General features: G+C 60.0%; 19 protein-coding genes. 12 read left to right on the forward strand and 7 right to left on the reverse strand.

Annotated features, from left to right (window positions below; all coding sequences use genetic code 11):
- Positions 1 to 3: 3 nt before the first annotated feature.
- The 3 genes from cyoA to hmpA all read right to left on the reverse strand — a co-directional run bounded on the left by cyoA (position 4) and on the right by hmpA (position 3,687).
- Positions 4 to 945, reverse strand: coding sequence for a ubiquinol oxidase subunit II (cyoA, locus tag AB4O12_RS16305; protein WP_024014231.1), 942 nt, complete (start codon positions 943 to 945; stop codon positions 4 to 6).
- 827 nt (positions 946 to 1,772) lie between these two features.
- A complete protein-coding gene (locus AB4O12_RS16310; protein ID WP_460059105.1) occupies positions 1,773 to 2,282 on the reverse strand; it encodes a disulfide bond formation protein B in 510 nt (169 codons plus the stop codon).
- 223 nt (positions 2,283 to 2,505) lie between these two features.
- Positions 2,506 to 3,687, reverse strand: a complete 1,182-nt coding sequence (gene hmpA / locus AB4O12_RS16315; protein ID WP_016773298.1) for an NO-inducible flavohemoprotein — start codon at positions 3,685 to 3,687, stop codon at positions 2,506 to 2,508.
- 165 nt (positions 3,688 to 3,852) lie between these two features.
- Here hmpA and norR point away from each other — a divergent pair, with 165 nt between their 5' ends.
- The 5 genes from norR (at position 3,853) to AB4O12_RS16340 (ending at position 8,334) form a co-directional block, all read left to right on the forward strand.
- The gene (gene norR / locus AB4O12_RS16320; RefSeq protein ID WP_110646184.1) at positions 3,853 to 5,412 is read left to right on the forward strand and encodes a nitric oxide reductase transcriptional regulator NorR; all 1,560 of its coding nucleotides are present in this window, start codon (positions 3,853 to 3,855) and stop codon (positions 5,410 to 5,412) included.
- 229 nt (positions 5,413 to 5,641) lie between these two features.
- Positions 5,642 to 6,544: a chemotaxis protein CheV gene (locus AB4O12_RS16325; RefSeq protein ID WP_016773296.1), complete on the forward strand. Its 903-nt coding sequence runs from the start codon at positions 5,642 to 5,644 to the stop codon at positions 6,542 to 6,544.
- Positions 6,545 to 6,547: 3 nt separating this feature from the next.
- Positions 6,548 to 7,030, forward strand: a complete 483-nt coding sequence (locus tag AB4O12_RS16330) for a GNAT family N-acetyltransferase (RefSeq protein WP_056790189.1) — start codon at positions 6,548 to 6,550, stop codon at positions 7,028 to 7,030.
- Between the two features lie 144 nt (positions 7,031 to 7,174).
- A complete protein-coding gene (locus tag AB4O12_RS16335) occupies positions 7,175 to 7,501 on the forward strand; it encodes a hypothetical protein (protein WP_056790191.1) in 327 nt (108 codons plus the stop codon).
- A gap of 83 nt (positions 7,502 to 7,584) precedes the next feature.
- The gene (locus AB4O12_RS16340; RefSeq protein ID WP_252876874.1) at positions 7,585 to 8,334 is read left to right on the forward strand and encodes a YkgJ family cysteine cluster protein; all 750 of its coding nucleotides are present in this window, start codon (positions 7,585 to 7,587) and stop codon (positions 8,332 to 8,334) included.
- 135 nt (positions 8,335 to 8,469) lie between these two features.
- Here AB4O12_RS16340 and AB4O12_RS16345 read toward each other — a convergent pair whose 3' ends face one another.
- Positions 8,470 to 8,709, reverse strand: a complete 240-nt coding sequence (locus AB4O12_RS16345; RefSeq protein ID WP_016773292.1) for a hypothetical protein — start codon at positions 8,707 to 8,709, stop codon at positions 8,470 to 8,472.
- 406 nt (positions 8,710 to 9,115) lie between these two features.
- Here AB4O12_RS16345 and AB4O12_RS16350 point away from each other — a divergent pair, with 406 nt between their 5' ends.
- The 7 genes from AB4O12_RS16350 to AB4O12_RS16380 all read left to right on the forward strand — a co-directional run bounded on the left by AB4O12_RS16350 (position 9,116) and on the right by AB4O12_RS16380 (position 19,151).
- Positions 9,116 to 10,276, forward strand: coding sequence for an efflux RND transporter periplasmic adaptor subunit (locus tag AB4O12_RS16350; protein ID WP_256809624.1), 1,161 nt, complete (start codon positions 9,116 to 9,118; stop codon positions 10,274 to 10,276).
- The gene (locus AB4O12_RS16355) at positions 10,273 to 13,386 is read left to right on the forward strand and encodes a multidrug efflux RND transporter permease subunit (RefSeq protein WP_256809623.1); all 3,114 of its coding nucleotides are present in this window, start codon (positions 10,273 to 10,275) and stop codon (positions 13,384 to 13,386) included. The genes AB4O12_RS16350 and AB4O12_RS16355 overlap by 4 nt, the downstream gene beginning before the upstream one ends.
- A 7-nt stretch (positions 13,387 to 13,393) precedes the next feature.
- Positions 13,394 to 14,071 carry a heavy metal response regulator transcription factor gene (locus AB4O12_RS16360; RefSeq protein WP_016773287.1) on the forward strand — a complete coding sequence of 226 codons (678 nt, stop codon included), beginning with the start codon at positions 13,394 to 13,396 and terminating at the stop codon, positions 14,069 to 14,071.
- The gene (locus AB4O12_RS16365; protein WP_256809622.1) at positions 14,061 to 15,425 is read left to right on the forward strand and encodes a heavy metal sensor histidine kinase; all 1,365 of its coding nucleotides are present in this window, start codon (positions 14,061 to 14,063) and stop codon (positions 15,423 to 15,425) included. Before AB4O12_RS16360 ends, AB4O12_RS16365 begins: the two co-directional genes overlap by 11 nt.
- A gap of 299 nt (positions 15,426 to 15,724) precedes the next feature.
- Positions 15,725 to 15,946, forward strand: a complete 222-nt coding sequence (locus AB4O12_RS16370) for a hypothetical protein (protein WP_016773285.1) — start codon at positions 15,725 to 15,727, stop codon at positions 15,944 to 15,946.
- Between the two features lie 152 nt (positions 15,947 to 16,098).
- The gene (locus tag AB4O12_RS16375; RefSeq protein WP_460059111.1) at positions 16,099 to 17,457 is read left to right on the forward strand and encodes an OprD family porin; all 1,359 of its coding nucleotides are present in this window, start codon (positions 16,099 to 16,101) and stop codon (positions 17,455 to 17,457) included.
- Between the two features lie 185 nt (positions 17,458 to 17,642).
- Positions 17,643 to 19,151 (forward strand): sensor domain-containing diguanylate cyclase, encoded by a 1,509-nt coding sequence (locus AB4O12_RS16380; protein ID WP_460059113.1) that lies wholly within the window; start codon positions 17,643 to 17,645, stop codon positions 19,149 to 19,151.
- Between the two features lie 149 nt (positions 19,152 to 19,300).
- Here the strand turns inward: AB4O12_RS16380 and lpxC are convergent, their stop codons facing one another.
- From lpxC to ftsA, 3 genes are all read right to left on the reverse strand, one after another.
- Positions 19,301 to 20,212: a UDP-3-O-acyl-N-acetylglucosamine deacetylase gene (lpxC, locus tag AB4O12_RS16385; protein ID WP_007916984.1), complete on the reverse strand. Its 912-nt coding sequence runs from the start codon at positions 20,210 to 20,212 to the stop codon at positions 19,301 to 19,303.
- A 112-nt stretch (positions 20,213 to 20,324) separates the two neighbouring features.
- The gene (gene ftsZ, locus AB4O12_RS16390; RefSeq protein ID WP_016773283.1) at positions 20,325 to 21,521 is read right to left on the reverse strand and encodes a cell division protein FtsZ; all 1,197 of its coding nucleotides are present in this window, start codon (positions 21,519 to 21,521) and stop codon (positions 20,325 to 20,327) included.
- Between the two features lie 105 nt (positions 21,522 to 21,626).
- Positions 21,627 to 22,886 (reverse strand): cell division protein FtsA, encoded by a 1,260-nt coding sequence (gene ftsA, locus AB4O12_RS16395; protein ID WP_016773282.1) that lies wholly within the window; start codon positions 22,884 to 22,886, stop codon positions 21,627 to 21,629.
- Positions 22,887 to 22,898 lie beyond the last annotated feature (12 nt).

Below are 22,898 nucleotides of genomic sequence, written 5' to 3' on the forward strand. Positions count from 1 at the left end.
CGTTTACTCCTCTGCCCCGGCAGCTGAATGCGAACCCGCGTCAATATCCGTGGCCGCCACTTCTTTCTCTTTCTTCTCGTGCTTCAGCGGCTTGCCCGGCTTCATACCTTCGTACTTGTCGACGATGATCTGGAACTGGTTCGGCGTGACCGACGAGTAGAGTTCGACTGGGTTGTTCTGGCTCGGTTTGGCCAGGGCCGCGTATTCAGCCTGATCAAGCTGTTTAGGCGACTTCTTGACTTCACTTACCCAGGCGTCGAAATCTTCCTGAGTGGTGGAGATAGCCTTGAATTTCATACCGGTGAAACCGGCACCGCTGTAGTTGGCGGAGATACCGTCCATTTCAGCGTTGCGGTCAGCGATCAGGTGCAGCTTGGTCTGCATGCCCGCCATCGCGTAGATCTGGCCGCCCAGGCCCGGGATGAAGAACGAGTTCATCACGGCGTCGGAGGTGATCTTGAAGTTGATTGGCGTGTGCGCCGGGAACACGATCTTGTTGACCGTGGCAATGCCTTGTTCCGGGTAGATGAACAGCCACTTCCAGTCCAGCGCGACGACTTCGATGGTCACCGGCTTGACGTCAGACTCGATCGGACGATACGGGTCCAGCTCGTGAGTCGAGATGTAAGTGATGTAGCCCAGGGCGATGATGATCAGCACCGGGATGGTCCATACGGCCACTTCGATCTTGGTCGAGTGCGACCACTTCGGCGTGTAGACGGCGTTCTTGTTCGAAGCGCGGTACTTCCAGGCAAACAGGAAGGTCATGACGATGACCGGCACGACGACCAACAGCATCAGCAGCGTGGCGGTGATGATCAGGTTGCGCTGTTCCAGGCCGACCTGGCCCGTTGGATTGAGCAAGGTCATGTTGCAGCCTCCCAGCAACAACGTGCCGAGCAGCGGCACTAGGCCTAGTAATCTGGGGTACCTGTTTTTACTCATCTCACGACCTCTAAAGCAGCTTGCGCAATGCAGTTGGGTTTTGATCGCCAACACTTCACCCTGCCAAGGGTTGGCATTTTCTTTGGATTGAATAAGGGCCGCCCGTCGCGCGTCTCACGCTCGACAAAACCTTGGGACAGCGTTCAGTTCTTATTCGAATTCGTGGTCAAAGGCCTTGTTACAGACCAATTCCATTTGGTGCGGAAAATTGGAAAGGCACCGACACCAGGGTGTCTCGAAAGCCTCGCGGCTCGCTCGACACCCGACCTCCTGATCAGTTCCTTGATAAAGGCTGAACAGCGTCGGGAATTCAGTGCGGGCGATTGTAGATAGGTAGCGCCCTATACACCATGTCTTATCCCGAAATAATTTTTATCACTCAGAGCAACAATCCATCGCCATTTTTGCAAAAGTTGCGCAAGTTATCGAAAGCGTTTCTCAATAAAAGCGGCAAAATCTGCCAGCGAAACCGCGTCAAATCAGACAGCTCTGCACCCGATCTACAAACGCTGGAGCGGCGCAAAGCCCGATGTTCCAAGGGCTTCGTCCATCTGCCGGCGCCTGTTAAAACTGCCTGCTCTGGTACGTCCGTGCTCAAGCCCGAAAACACTAAAACTGGCCAATGTTTTTATGTAACAGGCGGCCAATCCGCCGCATCCCGAGCCACTGCGACAGCCCCTGTGTGACAACATGTCGCACATTTGCCGCACGCTTCATTGCCGTTCGTCACGGTGTTTTCACAAACGCTCTGAAATGCAAAACGCCCCGATTTTCATCAACGAAAATCGGGGCGTTTTGTTTATCGGCAGCTGTGCCGAGAAGTTGACTCAGCGCAGCGCTTTTCGATTACGCGAAGTCAGCAGAGGCACCAGAATCACCACCAGCACGAACGCCACCAGCGCCCATTGCGCCAGCGACAGACCGAGGATCGGCGGATACGGCGTCGAGCAGAAACCGTCAACCTGGAAGCCCAGCGGGAAAATCTTTGCCAGCGGCAGATCATCGACAATCGGCTGCAGCACATCGACGCCACAGCTCACCGCCGTATAGAACTGTGTATAGACGTGATGCCCGGCCACACCGGCCCCGGCGATCGCACAGATCACTACCAGCGTCTCGAACACAGTGATGCTGCGACGGCTGCGCATGCCCGCGCCAATGAAGGCGAACAGTGCAATCAGCAACAGTGCATAGCGCTGCAGGATGCAAAGCGGGCAAGGTGCTTCGCCGAGCACGACCTGCATGTAAAGTGCGCCGCCGATCAACGCCAGGCAGATGATCCCCAGCAACACCAGATAGCGCCGCTCACGCCCCAACCGCATCGTTTCCTCGCTCATTGCCTTTCCTTTGTAAGTCCATGGTCCAGCCGGCCGGCGGCTGAAATTGTCGCAAGTCTACACCGGGGCAATAAACGATAGAGCGGTTAAGGAATGATTAACCAACATGGCTTTTGCGGCGCGCAGAAGATTCGCGAGCAGGCTCGCTCCCACAATGGATCTGCGTCGAACGCAAATCCGCTGGGAGCGAGCCTGCTCGCGAACGAGACAAGGCGGTCTCGGATCACTCCAGAGCAGCAGCCGGGCCGAAGAACTCGTAACGGCTCTGCTTCTCCGGCACGCCCAACGCTTTCAGGTGCCGTTTGATCGCGCCCATGAACCCTTTCGGTCCCAAGAAGTAAGCATCGACATCACGCTGCGCCGGCAGCCACTGGCCGAGCAGTTCTTCGTTGAGCAGGCCAACCTTGTCCGCCGCCGGGCTGACACCATCTTCTTCGGCGTAGCAATAGAAGCGCTTGAGCTGCGGATGACGCGCCGCCAGCCCATCGACCCAGTCGCGGAACGCGTGGACACTGCCATTGCGCGCGCAGTGGATAAAGTGCACCGGACGCTCGGTGGCCAGCGCTGCTTCCAGCATCGCCAGCGTCGGAGTGATGCCGACGCCGCCGCTGATCAGCACCAGCGGCTTGTCGCTGGCCGCCAGGGTGAATTCGCCCGACGGCGGGAACAGTTGGATGCTCGCGCCGACGTGCAGTTGATCATGCAGATAGTTGGACGCGCGACCATTCGGTTCACGCTTGACGCTGATGCGGTACTGACCGTTATTGGCCAGTGCCGAGAGCGAATAGTTGCGACGGATTTCTTCGCCGTCGAGGATCAGCTTCATGCCGATGTACTGACCCGGTTCGGCCGCAAGAATCGGCCCTTTGTCTGCCGGTTCGAAGTAGAACGAGGTGATTTCGGCGCTCTCCTGCACCTTCGCTGCGACGATGAATTCCCGCGCACCGCGCCAGCCGCCGACAGCGTGTTCCTTCTGGTCATAGATCGCGGTTTCGGCGCCGATAAGGATGTCGGCCAGTTGCCCGTACGCAGCGCCCCAGGCACTCATCACCTCTGGTGTGGCGATCTCTTCGCCGAGCACTTCGGAAATGGCGCGCAGCAGGCAGGTACCGACGATCGGGTAATGCTCTGGCAGAATTTGCAGGGCGACGTGTTTGTTGATGATCTTCGCCACCAGATCGCCCAACTGGTCGAGCTGATCGATGTGCCGGGCGTACATCAGCACGCCGTTGGCCAAGGCACGCGGCTGATCGCCACTGGCCTGATGCGCCTGGTTGAAAAGTGGCCGCACCTGCGGGTATTCGGAGAGCATCATGCGGTAGAAATGTGTGATCAACGCCTCGCCGCCGCTTTCCAGCAGAGGCACAGTGGATTTGATGATGGCACGATCCTGGACGCTAAGCATAAGGTGACTCCTGCGCTTTCTTGAAAGATTGCATTAGGGATATCAGCTTTCGTGCCAACTAATTAATCCTTTTAATTCAACAGCTTGAAACCTTCATAGTCATTTCGACACAAATGAACGTATAGTCCTCGCGACTACACCTTGTCTCTTTGACTACAAAAAATCATGACCGCTAAATCCTTGCTTACCGCCCTGCTGCCTCTGGTCGCCGACCTCTCCCGCGAACTGCCCGAAGGTGAGCGCTACCGGCGCCTCCTCGAGGCCATGCGCGCCTTGTTGCCCTGCGATGCCGCCGCGTTGTTGCGTCTGGATGGCGAATCATTGGTGCCGCTGGCGGTGGACGGTTTGAGCACCGACACCCTCGGCCGCCGCTTCAAGGTCAGCGAGCATCCGCGTTTCGAAATCCTGCTGGCCGGCGCCGGGCCGACGCGCTTCGCCGCCGACAGCGACTTGCCCGATCCTTATGACGGTTTGGTCGATGGCCTCGACGATCATCTTGAAGTTCACGACTGCCTCGGCTGTCCTTTATTCGTCGATGAAAAACTCTGGGGCCTTATCACGCTCGACGCGCTGGACCCGGAGCGTTTCGAGCCGATCGAACTCGACGCACTGCAAGCCTTCGCCAGCCTCGCCTCGGCCACGGTCAATGCGGCCGAACGCATCGAACGTCTGGCCACCCGCGCCGAAGACGAGCATCAGCGCGCCGAGGTCTACCGTCAGGCCAGCGGTCAGCAGCACCGCGAAATGATCGGCCAGAGCAAAGCGCACAAACGCTTGGTGGAAGAAATCAATCTGGTCGGTGGCAGTGATCTGACTGTTCTGATCACCGGCGAAACCGGGGTCGGCAAAGAGCTGGTAGCCCAAGCGATCCACGCCGCCTCCGCGCGCGCCGACAAACCGATCATCAGCCTCAACTGCGCCGCCCTCCCCGACACGCTGGTGGAAAGCGAACTGTTCGGCCACGTGCGCGGCGCCTTCACCGGCGCCACCAGCGACCGGCGTGGCAAGTTCGAACTGGCCAATGGCGGCACGCTGTTTCTTGATGAAGTCGGCGAGCTGTCGCTGACAGTCCAGGCCAAGTTGCTGCGCGTATTGCAGAGCGGTCAGTTGCAGCGCCTGGGTTCGGACAAGGAGCATCAGGTCGATGTGCGTCTGATTGCAGCGACCAATCGCGATCTGGCCGAGGAAGTGCGCAGCGGTCGCTACCGCGCCGACTTTTATCACCGCTTGAGCGTGTATCCGCTGCGGGTGCCGGCCCTGCGCGATCGCGGGCGCGACGTGTTGCTGCTCAGTGGCTTCTTTCTCGAGCAGAACCGCTCGCGCATGGGCCTCAATAGCCTGCGCTTGAACAGTGATGCTCAGGAAGCACTGCTGGCCTACACCTGGCCGGGCAATGTCCGAGAGCTGGAGCATTTGATCGGACGCAGTGCGCTGAAGGCGCTGGGTAACTGCAAAGTGCGGCCGAAAATTCTGAGTTTGAGCGCGGCGGATCTGGATTTGCCCCGTGAGGTTGTGGATAACGTGGTTGCGCCTGCCAGTACCGACTTGACCAATGTACTGCCGATGATCAGCGGGGATCTGCGCACTGCCACCGATGAGTTTCAGCGGCGCCTGATCAGTGCAGCGCTGGAGCGTCATCAGGATAACTGGGCGAGTGCGGCGCGGGAGTTGGGGGTGGATCGGGCGAATCTGGGGCGGATGGCCAAGCGCTTGGGCATGAAATAACCACGCCATGTAGCTTGCTTGGTGACCTGTGGCGAGGGGATTTATCCCCGTTGGACGGCGCAGCAGTCCCGTCTTTTGCGCCCGCTACGCGACCCAACGGGGATGAATCCCCTCGCCACAGATGTTTTTTGTCCAGCCGACAACTGAGCTAAAGCCCCACCTTCTGACGCCGATAACACGGCATCAAAGGTTTCTGGCGATTTCCACTCTCGCCCCACAGAAGGTTCTTATGTCCTCCACCAAAGCCCGCGCAGATTCACTTTCGCTTCTGCTGTTTACCTTGCGCAGCGGCAAGCTGATGGCGATCAACCTGCTGAAAGTCAGTGAAATCATTCCCTGCCCGCCGCTGACCAAGCTGCCGGAGTCGCACCCGCACGTCAAAGGCATCGCCTCGCTGCGCGGTGCATCGCTGTCGGTGATCGATCTCAGCCGCGCGATCGGCGAGCGGCCGCTGGAAGATCCCAACGGTGGCTGCCTGATCGTCACCGATGTCAGCCGTTCCAAGCAGGGTCTGCATGTGCAGGCGGTGAGCAAGATCGTCCATTGCCTGACTACAGACATCAAGCCACCACCGTTCGGCTCCGGCGGCTCGCGCGCCTACATCACCGGCGTGACCTCGGTGGACGGCACGCTGGTACAGGTGCTGGATATCGAAAAAGTCATCCACAGCATCGCCCCGGCGCAGATCGAAATGGCGCCGACCGACCTGACCATGGAAGACGCTGAAGTGCTCGGCAACGCGCGCATTCTGGTGGTCGATGACAGCCAGGTGGCCCTGCAGCAATCGGTGCACACCCTGCGCAACCTCGGCCTGCAATGCCACACCGCGCGCAGTGCCAAGGAAGCCATCGACTGCCTGCTCGACCTGCAAGGCACCGCGCAGCAGATCAATCTGATCGTCTCCGACATCGAAATGTCGGAAATGGACGGCTATGCCTTTACCCGCACCCTGCGTGAAACCCCGGACTTTGCGCACTTGTACGTCTTGCTGCACACCTCCCTCGACAGCGCGATGAACAGTGAAAAGGCCCGACTGGCCGGTGCCAATGCGGTGCTGACCAAGTTCTCCTCGCCGGAGCTGACCCAACGCCTGATCGAAGCCGCCAAGCACGTCGCGGCCAACGGGCATTGAGTCTTGGCCGAGACGTTTTGCTTTCTGCTGCGCCGCGACTTGAGTGGACCTCTGCCGGATGCTCAGCGGCCGGACGGGATTGAGCTGTCCGTCTACCGCGAGGAGCTGGCGCCGGCGGTGCATCAGTTGATGTACCTCGGACATCTGGAAGGTGGCGGTCGAGTGCCGTCACTGGACGATTGGCAGCGGCGCTTTGCCAGCGACCCTGAATACGATCCAGCGCTGTGTTTCGTCGCCTGCGATGCCGAGGGTGTGGTGGGCGTGGCGCAGTGCTGGACCAGTGCGTATATCAAGAATCTGGTGGTGCACCCGCGAATGCAGGGCCGGGGGCTTGGACGCGCGTTGTTGCTGCATGCCTTCAGCGTCTTTCAACAGCGGCGCGAGGGGTTTGTCGATTTGCGGGTTCTGGAGGACAACCTGCGGGCGCGGCGGTTGTATGAAAATGCCGGGATGGTTGTGGTTCGGCGCGAGCCTGTGCCCGACTGATCTACCGCTTTCGCGAGCAGGCTCGCTCCCACAGGTGGATTGCATTTCAAACTGTGGGAGCGAGCCTGCTCGCGAAGGGCAGCACTGGCAACTTCCGCTATCCGACAGACTCCAACCTTGGCCATAACCAAGGATGCCCCAACCATGAAAGCCATCACCCTGGCGCTGCTCAGCCTCATCGCCCTCGCCTCCCAGGCCCATGCCTCCAGCCCCGACGCCTGGGCTGCCTATGACAAGACCGTCCTCGCCAGCTGCACCAAGGCCAGCGGTCTGAAAAACGTCAAACCGGTCGGCACACCGGCGCAATTCGACGACCGCGTCGGTTACACCGCCGTTCTGCTGCAAGGCCAATACCCGCAAAAACACATGAAAGGCCAGCAAGGCAGCGAGCTGTGCCTGTACAACAAACAGTCGAAAACCGCGTACGTCACCGAGTGGGATTCGATTCGCCCGACCGCCAAACCTCAGTGAATGGCGCACAACTTGCTTCGACCCGGCCCTGTGCGGTGGTTTTCCGCCACCGTTTCACACCCTGATTGAAGACAGATCGCTCAATGAATACGACGTTTTCCTGCGTAGGTTGCGGCAAATGCTGCACCGATCACCATGTCCCGCTGACGCTCGCCGAAGCCCGCATGTGGGCGGCGGATGGCGGTCAGGTGATCGTGCTGGCCGAGGCTTTTCTCGGCAATGGCCTGGGGCTGCCAGCGCAACAGCGCGAACATGCCGAGCGCCGTTCGGCGGTGGTCCGCAGTGGCACTACTGATGCTCACGTGGCGATCACCTTTGCCGCCTACAACGTCGGCCCCTGCCGGAATCTTGACGACGAAAAGCGCTGCCGGATCTACGAGCGTCGCCCGCTGGTGTGCCGGATTTACCCGGCGGAAATCAATCCGCACATCCCGCTCAATCCTGCTGCCAAGGATTGCCCACCGGAGTCCTGGGAACAGGGACCGGAGCTGATTGTGGGGGGCGAGTTGGTTGATCGGGAACTGGTTGAGTTGATTCAGCGTTCACGTCAGGCGGATCGGGACGACATCAGACTCAAGGATGCGATCTGCGCAACCCTGGGAATTCGCACCACGGCGCTCAAGGGTGACGGGTTCACCGCGTACTTGCCGAACATGGATGCCTTTGCGGCAGTGATCGACCAAGTGAGCGCGCAACCGCTAGCGGCGCAAACCAGTGAATGGCTGTTTCATTTGTCCGGCGATGACGTGGCCGGACAGGTGCTGGCTGCGGGTGGGCTGGTGGTGACTGAACCGGCGCAGACTTATGGGTTTATTTCATTGCGCGCGGCTTGATCTGACATTTGTGCTGTAGCGGCTGTCGCATTCGCGAGCAGGCTCGCTCCCACATTGGATCTGCGCCAAACACAAAACCTGTGGGAGCGAGCCTGCTCGCGAAGAGGCAAGCACAAGCACCATCACTTTCCGATGTCAGCGCTTGCCCATCGACCGACGCGTCCCCGGCGGCGCCATGCCCGGGGTTTTGGTGTGGCCATTCTTCGCGCCATTCTTGTACCACGGCTGATTCGAGCCTTTCGCCGAAGCCAGCTCGCCCGGCTTGAACGGGAACTTGAACGCCGGGATCTCGGCCTTGGTTTCGCTGGCATCAGCCACTTCAGCCGGGACGTCGCTCACAGCGTCGTCAACCGGCGGTTGGGTCGGGGAAGTCATAAAAGCTCCGGGAACAAAAAGTCGGCCCGATCAGTGAGCCGCAAAGGCGCGCAGTATACCTGTGCGCTCTGGCTCGGCATCTGAAGATTTGCACGGTGCGCTGAATGGTTTCCCCTCACCGTAACCCTCGCCCTGGGGAGGGGACAGACCGAGGTGTTTACTCGAGGTTCGCCGACATGGGATACCGAGTCGAACTCAGGTTCGAAAAGCCCACAAATCGGCTCCCTCTCCTTGGGGAGAGGGCTGGGGTGAGGGGCGAATCCAACACAAGAGCATCGCCGCACACTGCTACTCCCCATCTATACAAACGAAACTGACAATCCTGACAGCCAGCCGTCACCCTGCCGACCGCCTGAGCGGTTTATAACTGGTCAATCTGCCCAAACTCCAGACTTCGGCGCCGCGCATGTCCATCCAGAAAAACAAAATCCTGCTGGCCACTCTCCTGATTCTGCTGGCAGCCGCCGGCCTGTGGTTCGCGCTGAAACCGGCGCCGGCCAAACTGGCCAGCCCGACCGCCATTCCTGTGCGGGTGGTGACGGTCAGCGCCAAAGACGTGCCGCGCTACACCAGCGGCATCGGCTCGGTGCTCTCGCTGCACAGCGTGGTGGTACGCCCGCAGATCGACGGCATTCTGACGAAAATTCTGGTCAAGGAAGGCCAACGGGTCAAAGCAGGCGACCTGCTCGCGACCATTGACGACCGCTCGATCCGCGCCAACCTCGACCAGGCCCGGGCGCAGTTGGGCGAGAGTCAGGCGCAGTTGCAGGTAGCGCTGGTCAATCTCAAGCGCTACAAACTGCTCAGCGTCGACGACGGCGTATCGAAACAGACCGTCGACCAGCAACAGGCCTTAGTCAATCAGCTCAAAGCCACTGCGCAAGGCAATCAGGCCTCGATCGATGCGGCGCAGGTGCAGCTGTCCTACACGCAGATTCGCTCGCCGGTCACCGGGCGCGTCGGTATTCGTACGGTCGATGAAGGCAACTTCCTGCGCATGACCGACACCCAGGGCCTGTTCACCGTCACGCAGATCGACCCGATCGCCGTCGAGTTCTCCCTGCCGCAGCAGATGCTGCCGACCCTGCAGAGCCTGATCAGCGATCCGCAACGCGCCCCGGTCAAGGCTTACATCGGCGCCGACACCGATGGCGAAACCGGCAATCTGCTCGGCGAAGGTCAGCTGACCCTGATCGACAACCAGATCAACGCCAACACCGGCACCATCCGCGCCAAGGCCGAGTTCGCCAATGCCAGCCAGAAGCTCTGGCCGGGTTTGCTGGTGACGGTGAAAATTCAGACCGCTGTGGATAAAGACGCGCTGGTGGTTCCGCCCACCGTCGTACAGCGAGGCCTCGAACAACACTTCGTTTACCGCGTGAAGGACGACAAGGTCGAGGCAGTGCCGGTGCAAATGGTTTATCAGGGCAGCGGTCAGGACATCATCAAAGGCGTCAACGCCGGTGACGTACTGGTGACCGACGGCCAGTCGCGGCTCAAGCCCGGGGCGATCGTGCAAATCATGAGCGAGCCGCCGCAAGTGGTGCAGGCGGAGCCCAAGCCATGAACTCGCACAAGGGCATCTCGACCTGGTGCATCGATCACCCGGTAGCGACGATTTTGCTGACGTTCGCTCTGGTACTGGTCGGCGTAATTGCCTTTCCGCGTTTGCCGATTGCGCCACTGCCGGAAGCGGAATTTCCTACGATCCAGGTCTCTGCACAGTTGCCCGGCGCCAGCCCCGACACCATGGCTTCCTCGGTGGCGACGCCGCTGGAGGTGCAATTCAGCGCCATCCCCGGCATGACCCAGATGACCTCGAGCAGTGCGCTGGGCTCAACTCTGCTGACCTTGCAGTTCACTCTCGACAAAAGCATCGACACCGCCGCCCAGGAAGTGCAGGCGGCGATCAATACCGCCGCCGGCAAGTTGCCCAAAGACATGCCGACGCTGCCAACGTGGAAGAAGGTCAACCCGGCCGATAGCCCGGTGCTGATCCTCAGCGTCAGCTCGACGCAAATGCCCGGCACCGAACTCAGCGACCTGGTGGAAACCCTGCTCTCGCGTCAGATCAGCCAGATCGACGGCGTCGGCCAGATCAACATCACCGGTCAGCAACGCCCGGCGATCCGAGTGCAAGCCTCGGCGGACAAACTCGCGGCGATTGGCCTGACGCTGGCCGACATTCGGCTGGCGATTCAGCAGACCAGCCTCAACCTGGCCAAAGGTGCGTTGTACGGCGAATCGAGCATTTCCACGCTGTCGACCAACGACCAGTTGTTCCACCCCGAGGACTACAGCGAGCTCATCGTTTCCTACAAGGATGGCGCCCCGGTTCACCTGCGCGATGTCGCCAACGTCGTCAACGGTGCGGAAGATGCCTACGTGCAGGCTTGGGCCGGAGATCGACCTGGTGTGAATCTGGTGATTTTCCGCCAGCCTGGCGCCAACATTGTCGAGACCGTTGATCGCATTCAGGCCGCCCTGCCCGGCCTCGAAGCGATGCTGCCGGCCTCGGTGCAGGTGAAAACCCTGATCGACCGCACGCAGACCATTCGCGCCTCGCTGCATGAAGTGGAAATCACTTTGCTGATCGCGATCCTGTTGGTGGTCGCGGTCATGGCGCTGTTCCTGCGCCAGTTGTCGGCGACGCTGATTGTCTCGGCGGTGCTCGGTGTCTCGCTGATCGCCAGTTTCGCCCTGATGTACGTCCTCGGCTTCAGTCTGAACAACCTGACGTTGGTGGCGATCGTCGTCGCGGTCGGCTTCGTCGTGGACGATGCGATCGTGGTTGTGGAAAACATCCATCGCCATCTCGAGGCCGGCGATGATATGCGCGAGGCGGCGATCAAGGGGGCCGGCGAGATTGGCTTCACCGTCGTTTCGATCAGTTTCTCGCTGGTGGCGGCGTTTATTCCGCTGTTGTTCATGGGCGGTGTGGTCGGGCGCCTTTTCAAGGAATTCGCCCTGACCGCGACATCGACCATCATGATTTCCGTGGTGGTCTCGCTGACGTTGGCGCCAACCCTTGCTGCGCTGTACATGCGCAAACCGGTGCATCACGCCAGCGCCAAACCGGGTTTCAGCGAGCGCTTGCTCGGCTGGTACGAAAAAGGCCTGCGCCGCGCCCTCGACCACCAGAAACTGATGATTGGTGTGTTCGGTTTATCGTTGGCGCTGGCTGTTGCCGGTTACATCTTTATTCCCAAGGGTTTCTTTCCGGTGCAGGACACCGGATTTGTCCTCGGCACCACCGAAGCCGCTGCGGATATCTCCTACGGCGACATGGTGAAAAAACACTTGGCGATGGCCGAAATCGTCGCGGCCGATCCGGCGGTGCAGGCGTTTTCGCACTCGGTCGGGGTTTCCGGCAGCAACCAGACTATCGCCAACGGGCGCTTCTGGATCGCCCTGAAAAAACGTGGTGATCGCGATGTCAGCGCCAGCCAGTTCATCGATCGCATCCGCCCGCAACTGATGAAAGTCCCCGGCATCGTCCTGTATCTGCGCGCCGGGCAGGACATCAACCTCAGCTCCGGCCCGAGCCGTGCCCAGTATCAATATGTGCTGAAGAGCAATGACGGCGCGACCCTCGCCACCTGGACCCAGCGCCTGACCGAGAAACTGCGCAGCAACCCGGCGTTTCGCGACATTTCCAACGATCTGCAACTGGGCGGCAGCATCACCCACATCAGCATCGATCGCAGCGCCGCCGCGCGTTTCGGCCTGACCGCCAGCGATGTCGACGAGGCGCTGTACGATGCATTCGGCCAACGGCAGATCAATGAATTCCAGACCCAGGTCAATCAGTACAACGTGATTCTGGAACTGGATACCAAACAACGCGGCAAGGCCGAAAGCCTCAACTATTTCTATCTGCGCTCGCCGCTCAGTGGGGAAATGGTGCCGCTGTCGGCGCTGGCCCGATTCGACGCGCCGACCATCGGCCCGCTGTCGATTGCCCATGACGGCATGTTCCCCGCCGCCAACATGTCATTCAACCTCGCCCCCGGCGTGGCATTGGGCGATGCGGTGATTCAGCTCAATCAGGCCAAGGCCGAGATCGGCATGCCCACCGCGATCAGCGGCAATTTCCAGGGTGCGGCGCAGGCGTTCCAGAGTTCGCTGGCCAGCCAGCCATGGCTGATTCTGGCGGCGCTGGTGGCGGTATACATCATTCTCGGCGTGCTTTATGAAAGCTTCGTGCATCCGCTGACGATCATTTCGACCCTGCCGGCAGCAGGCCTCGGCGCGGTGATCATGCTGTGGATCTGCGGCCAGGACTTTTCGATCATGGCGTTGATCGGTCTGGTGCTGCTGATCGGTATCGTCAAGAAGAACGGCATCCTGATGATCGACTTCGCGCTCGAGGCGCAGCGCCAGCGCGGTCTGCCGCCGCAGGAGGCGATTTTCGAAGCGTGCATCACCCGGTTCCGGCCGATCATCATGACCACCCTCGCCGCCCTGCTCGGTGCGTTGCCGCTGATGCTCGGTTACGGCACCGGCGCCGAACTGCGCCAGCCGTTGGGCATTGCCGTGGTCGGTGGTTTGCTGGTCAGCCAGATGCTGACGCTGTTCACCACGCCGGTCATATACTTATGGCTCGAGCGGCTGTTTCACCGGCACTCACACCCACCAGCCGCAACGCCCGCAACGGCACTGGCGACCACAGACTGAGGCGGTCATGCGCGTTCTGATTATCGAAGACGAAGAAAAAACCGCGGACTATCTGCACCGTGGCCTGACCGAACAGGGCTACACCGTGGACCTTGCCCGCGACGGCGTCGAAGGCCTGCATCTGGCACTGGAATGCGACTACGCCGTGATCGTCCTCGACGTCATGTTGCCGGGGCTCGATGGCTTCGGCGTACTGCGCGCATTACGTGCGCGCAAGCAAACCCCGGTGATCATGCTCACCGCCCGCGAGCGCGTCGAAGATCGCATCAAGGGCCTGCGCGACGGCGCCGACGATTACCTCGGCAAACCGTTTTCCTTTCTAGAACTGGTCGCCCGCCTGCAAGCGCTGACCCGGCGCAGCGGCGGCCACGAACCGGTGCAAGTGACCATCGCCGACCTGTGGATCGATTTGATCAGCCGCAAGGCCACCCGCGCCGGCACCCGTCTGGATCTGACCGCCAAAGAGTTTTCGCTGTTGAGCGTCCTCGCCCGCCGCCAGGGTGAAATCCTTTCGAAAACCGCCATCGCGGAAATGGTCTGGGACATCAATTTCGACAGTGACGCCAACGTCGTCGAAGTCGCGATCAAACGCCTGCGCGCCAAGCTCGACGGGCCGTTCAACGAAAAACTGCTGCACACCATTCGCGGCATGGGTTATGTGCTGGAGAGCCGTGGTGTCCAGTAACTCGATTGCCTTGCGCCTGAGCGGCATGTTCACGCTGGTGGCGCTGGTGGTGTTTCTGTTAATTGGCGGCGCGCTGTATCAACAGGTCGACAAGGGCTTGGGATTGTTGCCCGAAGCCGAGCTGGATGCGCGGTACAGCGTGCTCGAATCCACCGTTGGCCGTTACGGCACGCCGGAGCATTGGGTGAAGATCAACAACAAGCTCAAACTGCTCGGCGAGGAAGACAAGCGCATCAGTTTCTGGATCAGCAGCGGTGATCCGCGCTACGAGTACGGCAACCTTACGCCGCAGATTCGCGCGGCCATCAACGGCCCGTTGGGCATGCTTGATCTGCAACTGCCCGATCAGCCCTACCCGCTGAAAGTGCTGGTCAGTCAGTTCCCGGCCAAGGACCAGCGCCCGCCGCTGCGCTTCATGATCGGCATCGACACCGAGACGCTGCATCAGACCCAGCATCACTTGCTCATCGCCCTGATCAGTCTGGCGATTGTCGGGGTGCTGCTGGCCTCGGCATTGGGCTATTGGGTCGCAAGAATCGGTCTGAAGCCGCTGATCAAACTGTCGCAGGAAGCCCAGCGTCTGGCACCACCGCTGCGCGCCGGGCGCTTGCGTCTGTCGCCGCTGCCGCCGGAACTGGAGCAGTTTGTCGAATCGTTCAACTCAACTCTGGAACGGGTCGAACTGGCCTATTCACGGCTGGAATCGTTCAACGCCGACGTCGCCCATGAACTGCGTTCGCCGCTGACCAACCTGATCGGCCAGACCCAGGTCGCACTGACTCGCGGGCGCTCCGCCGAACACTATTTCGAAGTGCTGCAATCCAATCTCGAAGAGCTTGAGCGACTGCGCTCGATCATCAACGACATGCTGTTTCTGGCCAGCGCCGATCAAGGCAATAAAGCGACCAAACTGACCTCGACGTCATTGGCTGATGAGGTGGCGACGACACTGGACTATCTGGATTTCATCCTTGAAGACGCGCAGGTTGAAGTGCAGGTCAGCGGCGATGCGCAAGTGCAGATCGAGGTCGCGCACCTGCGCCGGGCATTGATCAATTTACTCAGCAACGCGGTGCAGCATACCGATCCGGGCCAGGTGATCGAGGTGCGCATCGAGGTTGAAGAACACCAGGTGAGCATTGGCGTGGCCAATCCCGGGACGCCGATTGCCAGCGAGCATCTGCCGAGATTGTTCGAACGGTTTTATCGGGTCGATGCTTCGCGCAGCAACAGCGGCAATAACCACGGCCTGGGGCTGGCGATCGTCAAGGCGATTGCGCTGATGCATGGCGGGGATGTGTTTGTGCGCAGTGACCGGGGCATGAACACCTTTGGCATCCATCTCCCGGTCTGAATGCTCAGCCAAGCCCTGTGGCGAGGGGATTTATCCCCGCTCGGCTGCGCAGCAGTCGCAAATCCTGTGCACAAGCTCTAAGAATCTTTGAGGCTGGAATTCTTGGGGCCGCTTCGCAGCCCAACGGGGATAAATCCCCTCGCCACAGGCCACCATCACGCACAGACCGGGTTGTTACCCGTGCCGATCTTTGCTTTTGCTGTAACAGTCATTTATGAAAATCGCGCTGTTTCCCAACCCCCGGCAACCTTATCTTTGCCCGCACCAAACAGCACTCGCCAAGCGAGAAGGTTTTCAAGATGTCCAACAGTATGGGTATTGCCAGCGCATTCGTTTTGTCCTCATTGATCCTGTCGCCGATGGCGATGGCTGAAGAATCGCAAGCGTTCGTGGCGCACAACGTCGCTCGCGCGCAGGCATTCGATCAGCATCAGGCCGAAGTGATGGCCAAGGCTCAAGACGCGACGCAATCCCCGCAGGCCGCTACTTCCCAGGCTCAAGCGCTCGAGAAAGACAGCTGAGTCGCACCGCGAAAGGTTTCCCTCGACGCGGTTGTTTGGCTCTTCCCGTTCAACCGTCGTCACTCCAGGCCGCTGCCATTCAGCGGCCTTTTTTCGTTGTGGTCTGAAAGCCGTCTGGCGCGTCTGAAAAAACAAGAAACATCAAGCCGCTCATGAACCAGAGCGGCCCGCTGACCCAAGGAGCTCCACCGCACGTGTTTTACCCTGCCCGCCTCACCCCGCTGTTCATTGCAATTGCCGCAACGATTGCTCCCGCCGCCCACGCCGACGAGCCCGCTGAACAAGGTTTCGTCGAAGGCTCAAGCCTCAGCCTCAATGCCCGCAACTACTACATGAATCGCAACCGCTTGCAGAAAGCGGACGACAACATTGAATGGGGGCAAGGTTTTCTCGGGGTTTTCGAATCGGGTTATACCGAAGGCACGGTCGGCTTCGGCGTCGATGCTCATGCCATGCTCGGCTTGAAACTCGATGGCGGAGGCGGTACCGACGGTTCGAGCATCCTGCCGATCAGCGACGGCAACGGCAAAGCGCCGGGCTCGTTTTCAACCGCCGGCGGGACCCTGAAGCTGCGAGCATTCGATACCGAACTGAAGGCCGGTGACCTGTTCCTCACCAACCCGGTGATTGCCGGCGGCGACACGCGGATGCTGCCGCAGACCTTTCGTGGCATCAGCCTGAGTAACCGCAGCTTCGACGGCTGGCTGATCGAAGGTGGCCAGGCCAGTTTCACCAAGCCGTATAACCAGAGCGGTCATACCCGAATCGGCACGTCCTACGGCACGCTGGCCGATGGCGATGACAGCCAACACTTGAACTGGGCCGGAGTGGCCTGGAGCGGCGTTGAAGGCCTGACGAGCAGCCTTTACGCGTCCGAGCTCAAGGACATCTGGAACCAGTACTACTACGACCTGGGTTACACCTGGCACTTGAACGATCTGGTCAGCCTCAACCCGGGCCTGCACTTCTATCACACGCAAGACACCGGTGATGCGCTGCTCGGCGATATCGACAACAACACCTACAGCCTGCACTTCACCGTTGGCGTCGGTCATCACAGCGTTACCGCCGCCTTTCAGCGGGTCAACGGTAATACGCCGTTCGACTACATCAGCCAGGGCGACAGCGTTTATCTAGACAACTCGCAGCAGTATTCGGACTTCAACGGTCCGAACGAACGCTCCTGGAAGCTCAAGTACGCTTACGACTTCACTGGCCTCGGCATGCCCGGATTGACCTCGGCGCTGTCCTATTCACGCGGCACGGTGGATCTGACCAAAGCCGACCCGAACAGCGCAGGCTATTCCAGCTGGTACAGCGCCGACGGCCATAACGCCAAGCATTGGGAACGCGACATCGATTTGCAGTACGTCGTGCAAAGCGGCCAGGCCAAGAACCTGGCGGTGCGCCTGCAATGGGCGACCAACCGTGGCGGCAACGGCTACGGCGCGATTGATTCGGATACAGATGAATACCGCGTGATCATCGACTACCCGGTCAACGTCTTCTAAGATCGGCGCTGCGTTTTTCAGATCCTGTGATCTACCCTGTGGGAGCGAGCCTGCTCGCGAACGCGGTTGATCCATCAACATTGATGTTGAATGGCACACCGCTTTCGCGAGCAGGCTCGCTCCCACAAGTTTTTCCGGCGTCAGCCCTACTAAGCTTACGAAACCACTCCTACCGACAGCCCATCATGATCACCAGCCGCACGCCTTCCATCACAGGCCTTACCGGTCGCCCCGAGCGCCTGCTGATCCTCGGCAGCCTGCTGACGGTGATTGCGATGGTGTGCATCGTCACATTTCTGCTGATCCGCGAGTACGCCAGTGCGCAGGAAGTCGCCACGCGCCGCGCCACGACCATCGCGCAATTGATCGACGCCGATGTGCTGCGCACCGTCGAGCTGTACGACCTGACGCTGCAAGGCCTGATCGCCGCCGCTCAGCGTGACGACCTGCAGAACGTCTCGCCGCAGATCCGTCATCTGGCACTGTTCGATCGCTCTGCCACCGCGCGTTTCAAGGGCGACATCCTCCTGCTCGACAAGCATGGCGAGGTGATCGCCGACTCCTCGCGCATCGAACCGAAACCGGGCAATTTCGCCGACCGCGATTATTTCCTCGCCCATGCGTTCAACCGTGACATGGGCATGTTCATCAGCCGCCCGTTCAAGACCCGTTGCGATTGCGAAGAGGCCGATCAGTGGCGCATCAGCTTCAGCCGGCGCATCTCCTCGCAGACCGGCGAATTCCTCGGCGTAGCGGTGGCGTCGCTGAAACTCGACTACTTCGACGACCTGTTCAAAAGCCTCGACATCGGCACCGACAGCACACTGAACATCATCAACAGCGATGGCGTGCTGCTCGCGCAGAAGCCCTATTTGCAAAGCGATTCGGTCGGCAAGAGTTTCGGCAACCGGCCCAACGTCGTGCGGATTCTCAACGATCGCGATGGCAGCGGCAGTTTCACCAGTACCTCGAGCATGGATAAACAACGCCGGCTCTATACCTACTCGCGGGTGGGCAATCTGCCGTTGACGGTGATGGTCGCGCTGTCCAGCGAGGAGGTGTTCGGCACTTGGCGGCGCACGGCGATCCTGATCAGCGGCGCCACCGGCGTGTTGTGCCTGGGGCTGTTGTGGCTGACCTGGCTGCTCGCTCGGGAACTGCGTTTGCGCCATCGCGCCGAACGCGAACTGGCGCAACTGGCTGCCACCGATGATCTGACCGGCGTTGCCAACCGACGCATGCTCGACCAGACCCTGCGCCACGAATGGTTCCGCGCGCAGCGCTCCGGCCAGCCGCTGTCGGTGATGATGATCGATGCCGACCACTTCAAGGCATTCAATGATCGCCATGGCCATCAGGCTGGGGATCAGGTGTTGCGCGAACTGGCCAAGGTAATCACCGCGAACGTGCGGCGCCCGGCGGATCTGGTCGCACGTTATGGCGGTGAAGAGTTTTCGGTGATTCTCGCCGAGACCGACAGCGCCGGGGCGCAGCAGATCGCCGAGCAGATTCGCCAGGCGGTGGAAAACTTGCCATGGGTTGAAGGCGCTGAGCGGGCGATGACGGTGAGTATCGGCATCGCCACATGGACGACGGCGAGCGAGATGACACTGGAGCAGCTGCTGTTTACAGCGGACAAGGCGCTGTATCAGGCCAAGGAAGGCGGGCGCAATCGCGTTGTAGTGTCAATTTAAAGTCAAAAGATCGCAGCCTTCGGCAGCTCCTACATCTGAAATGCGGTATCCCTGTAGGAGCTGCCGAAGGCTGCGATCTTTTGCTTTTGAAAGGGCATAAAAAAAGGCCATCCGAGGATGGCCTTCAAAAAACTAGAGAGGTTTTTTACTTACACCGCCGCAACCGGGCGCATGTAAGAGATTGGTGCGGTGCTGGCGTCTTCGAACGTCACCACTTCCCAAGCATCTGTCTGCTCAATCAATTTGCGCAGCAGCTGGTTGTTCAGTGCATGACCGGACTTGAAGCCTTTGAACTCACCAATCAGGCTGTTGCCCAGCAGGTACAGGTCGCCAATCGCATCGAGGATCTTGTGCTTCACGAATTCGTCTTCATAACGAAGACCGTCTTCGTTCAACACGCCATCAGCGTCGACCACGATCGCGTTTTCCACGCTGCCGCCGAGTGCGAGGTTGTGCTTGCGCAGGTACTCGATGTCACTCATGAAACCAAAGGTACGGGCGCGGCTGACTTCTTTTACGAACGAAGTGCTGGAAAAATCCACGCTTGCACTCTGGGTGCGGTCCCGGAATACCGGGTGATCGAAATCGATCTCGAAGCTCACCTTGAAGCCTTCGAAAGGGACGAAAGTGGCGCGCTTGTCGCCGTCTTCCACTGTCACTTCACGCAGGATGCGGATGAATTTCTTGGCGGCGTCCTGTTCTTCCAGGCCTGCCGATTGAATCAGGAATACGAAGGGTCCAGCGCTGCCATCCATGATCGGGACTTCGGACGCGGAGAGCTCGACGTAGGCGTTATCGATGCCCAGGCCAGCCATGGCCGAGAGCAAGTGCTCTACCGTGTCCACTTTGACGTCGCCATTGATCAGCGTCGTCGACATAGTGGTTTCACCGACGTTTTCCGCGCGGGCAGGAATCTGCACCACAGGGTCGAGGTCAGCGCGACAAAACACAATGCCAGTGTCGACAGGCGCAGGCTTGAGGGTCAGATAGACCTTCTCGCCGGAATGCAGGCCTACACCTGTGGCACGGATAATATTTTTCAGTGTGCGTTGTTTAATCATGGCTTGGGCCGCTTCAGCGCAAATTGCGAACTGGTATCAACAAAGGCTGGCGATGATAGCAGACCATGCCTTTGCTGAACACCAATCACCTTCATAGCCCTGATACATTCCATCAATCGGCCTGACGACGCAGGAATGCCGGAATGTCCAGATAGTCCAGGTCATCCTGCGGATTCATCTTCGCGGCAGCCGCAGCACCGGCCTGAGCCTGGTTGCGCATGACGGTCGGACGGTCCAGATCACGGTAGTTAACCGCTGGCTGCTCCTGACGGGCCGGAGCCGGTTGTTGCACCTGCGCCGAAGCCATCGAGGTGTGAACGGTGTTGTCGATGACCTTTACAGGCTTCTCGATTTTCGCGCCCAGACCGGTGGCAACTACGGTTACGTGCAGCTCGTCGCGCATGTCCGGATCGATAACGGTACCGACCTTGACCATCGCGTGCTCGGAAGCGAAGGCTTCGATGATCGAACCCACGTCGGAGTACTCACCCAGGGACAGGTCAGGACCGGCGGTGATGTTCACCAGAATGCCGCGCGCGCCTTGCAGGTTGACGTCTTCCAGCAGCGGGTTGCGGATTGCCGCTTCGGTGGCTTCACGTGCACGGTTCGGACCGCTGGCGCAGCCAGTGCCCATCATCGCCATGCCCATTTCGCTCATCACGGTGCGTACGTCGGCGAAGTCGACGTTGATCATGCCCGGACGCTTGATGATGTCGGAGATACCGCGAACGGCACCGGCCAGGACATCGTCAGCCTTGGCGAAAGCCGACAACAGGCTTGCGTCTTTGCCGAGGATGGTCAGCAGTTTTTCGTTCGGAATGGTGATCAGCGAGTCGACGCTTTCGGAAAGCATGCGAATGCCTTCGTCGGCGATCTGCATACGCTTGCGGCCTTCGAACGGGAACGGACGCGTCACGACCGCAACGGTCAGGATGCCCATTTCCTTGGCCACTTCGGCGATGATCGGCGCTGCACCGGTACCGGTACCGCCGCCCATGCCGGTGGTGATGAACACCATGTTGGTGCCGGCCAGGACTTCAGCGATGCGCTCGCGGTCTTCCAGAGCGGCTTGACGGCCGACTTCAGGATTGGCGCCGGCACCCAGGCCCTTGGTCACGCCGGTGCCCAGTTGCAGGATGGTCCGCGCGCCGATGTTTTTCAGCGCTTGAGCATCGGTGTTGGCGCAGATGAACTCAACGCCTTCGATGTTGCTCTTGACCATGTGATTGACAGCGTTGCCGCCGCCACCGCCGACACCGATAACTTTGATTACCGGGCTTGCGGGGATGTTGTCTACGAGTTCGAACATTTTCCCTCTCCTTACATTCTCTAGTTTTTTCGCCTACTGCTGTTTGTTGCGGTGTATCTACTGCAGTTGCTTGCCGCTTGAAGCTTGTCGCTCCAAGCTGCTTTTTTAAAAATTGCCCTGAACCCACTTTTTCAGTCGGTCCAGCAGCGGCGCCTGAGGCTCTTCGCTGCTGTAGCTGTCGCGGCTGCCGATGCCGGAGAACGAAACTCCATCGGACTGCTTTTGCAGGCCGTACATCAACAAGCCGACGCCAGTGGAATAAATCGGGTTGCGCACCACGTCATCCAGACCTTTCACGCCATGCGGCACACCGAGGCGCACCGGCATGTGGAAGATTTCTTCGGCCAGTTCAGTGGCGCCTTCCATTTTCGAAGTACCACCGGTGAGCACGATGCCCGCCGGGATCAGGTCTTCGTAGCCGCTGCGACGCAGCTCGGCCTGGATCAGGGTGAACAGTTCGTCGTAACGCGGCTCGACCACTTCGGCCAAGGCCTGACGCGACAGCTCACGCGGTGGACGGTCGCCAACGCTCGGCACCTTGATGGTTTCACCGGCACCGGCCAGTTTGGCCAGGGCGCAGGCGTAACGGATCTTGATCTCTTCGGCGTACTGGGTCGGGGTGCGCAACGCCATGGCGATGTCGTTGGTCACTTGATCACCGGCAATCGGGATCACCGCGGTGTGACGGATCGCGCCTTCGGTGAAGATCGCGATGTCGGTGGTGCCGCCGCCGATGTCGACCAGGCACACGCCCAGTTCTTTCTCGTCGTCGGTCAGCACCGAGTAGGCCGAGGCCAGTTGCTCGAGAATGATGTCGTCGATTTCCAGACCGCAGCGGCGCACGCATTTTTCAATGTTCTGTGCAGCGTTGACGGCGCAGGTGACCACGTGAACCTTGGCTTCCAGACGCACGCCGGACATGCCCAGAGGCTCGCGCACGCCTTCCTGGTTATCGATCACGTAATCCTGCGGCAGGGTGTGCAGCACGCGCTGGTCAGCCGGGATCGCCACGGCCTGGGCGGCGTCGAGCACACGCTCAAGGTCGGCCGAGCTGACTTCGCGATCACGGATCGCGACGATGCCGTGGGAGTTCAGGCTGCGGATATGATTGCCCGCAACGCCGACGAACGCCGAGTGAATGCGGCAGCCGGCCATCAGTTGGGCTTCTTCGATCGCGCGCTGGATCGACTGCACGGTGGATTCGATGTTGACCACCACGCCCTTCTTCAGGCCGCGGGACGGATGCGTGCCGATCCCGACGATTTCCAGCTGGCCGTCGTCCGCGACCTCGCCTACCAGCGCCACCACTTTGGAGGTGCCGATATCCAGACCGACGATCATTTTGCCGCTTTGCACGTTTGCCATGGGTCCTGCCTC

The sequence above is a fragment of the Pseudomonas sp. S2_A05 genome, from assembly GCF_054668485.1.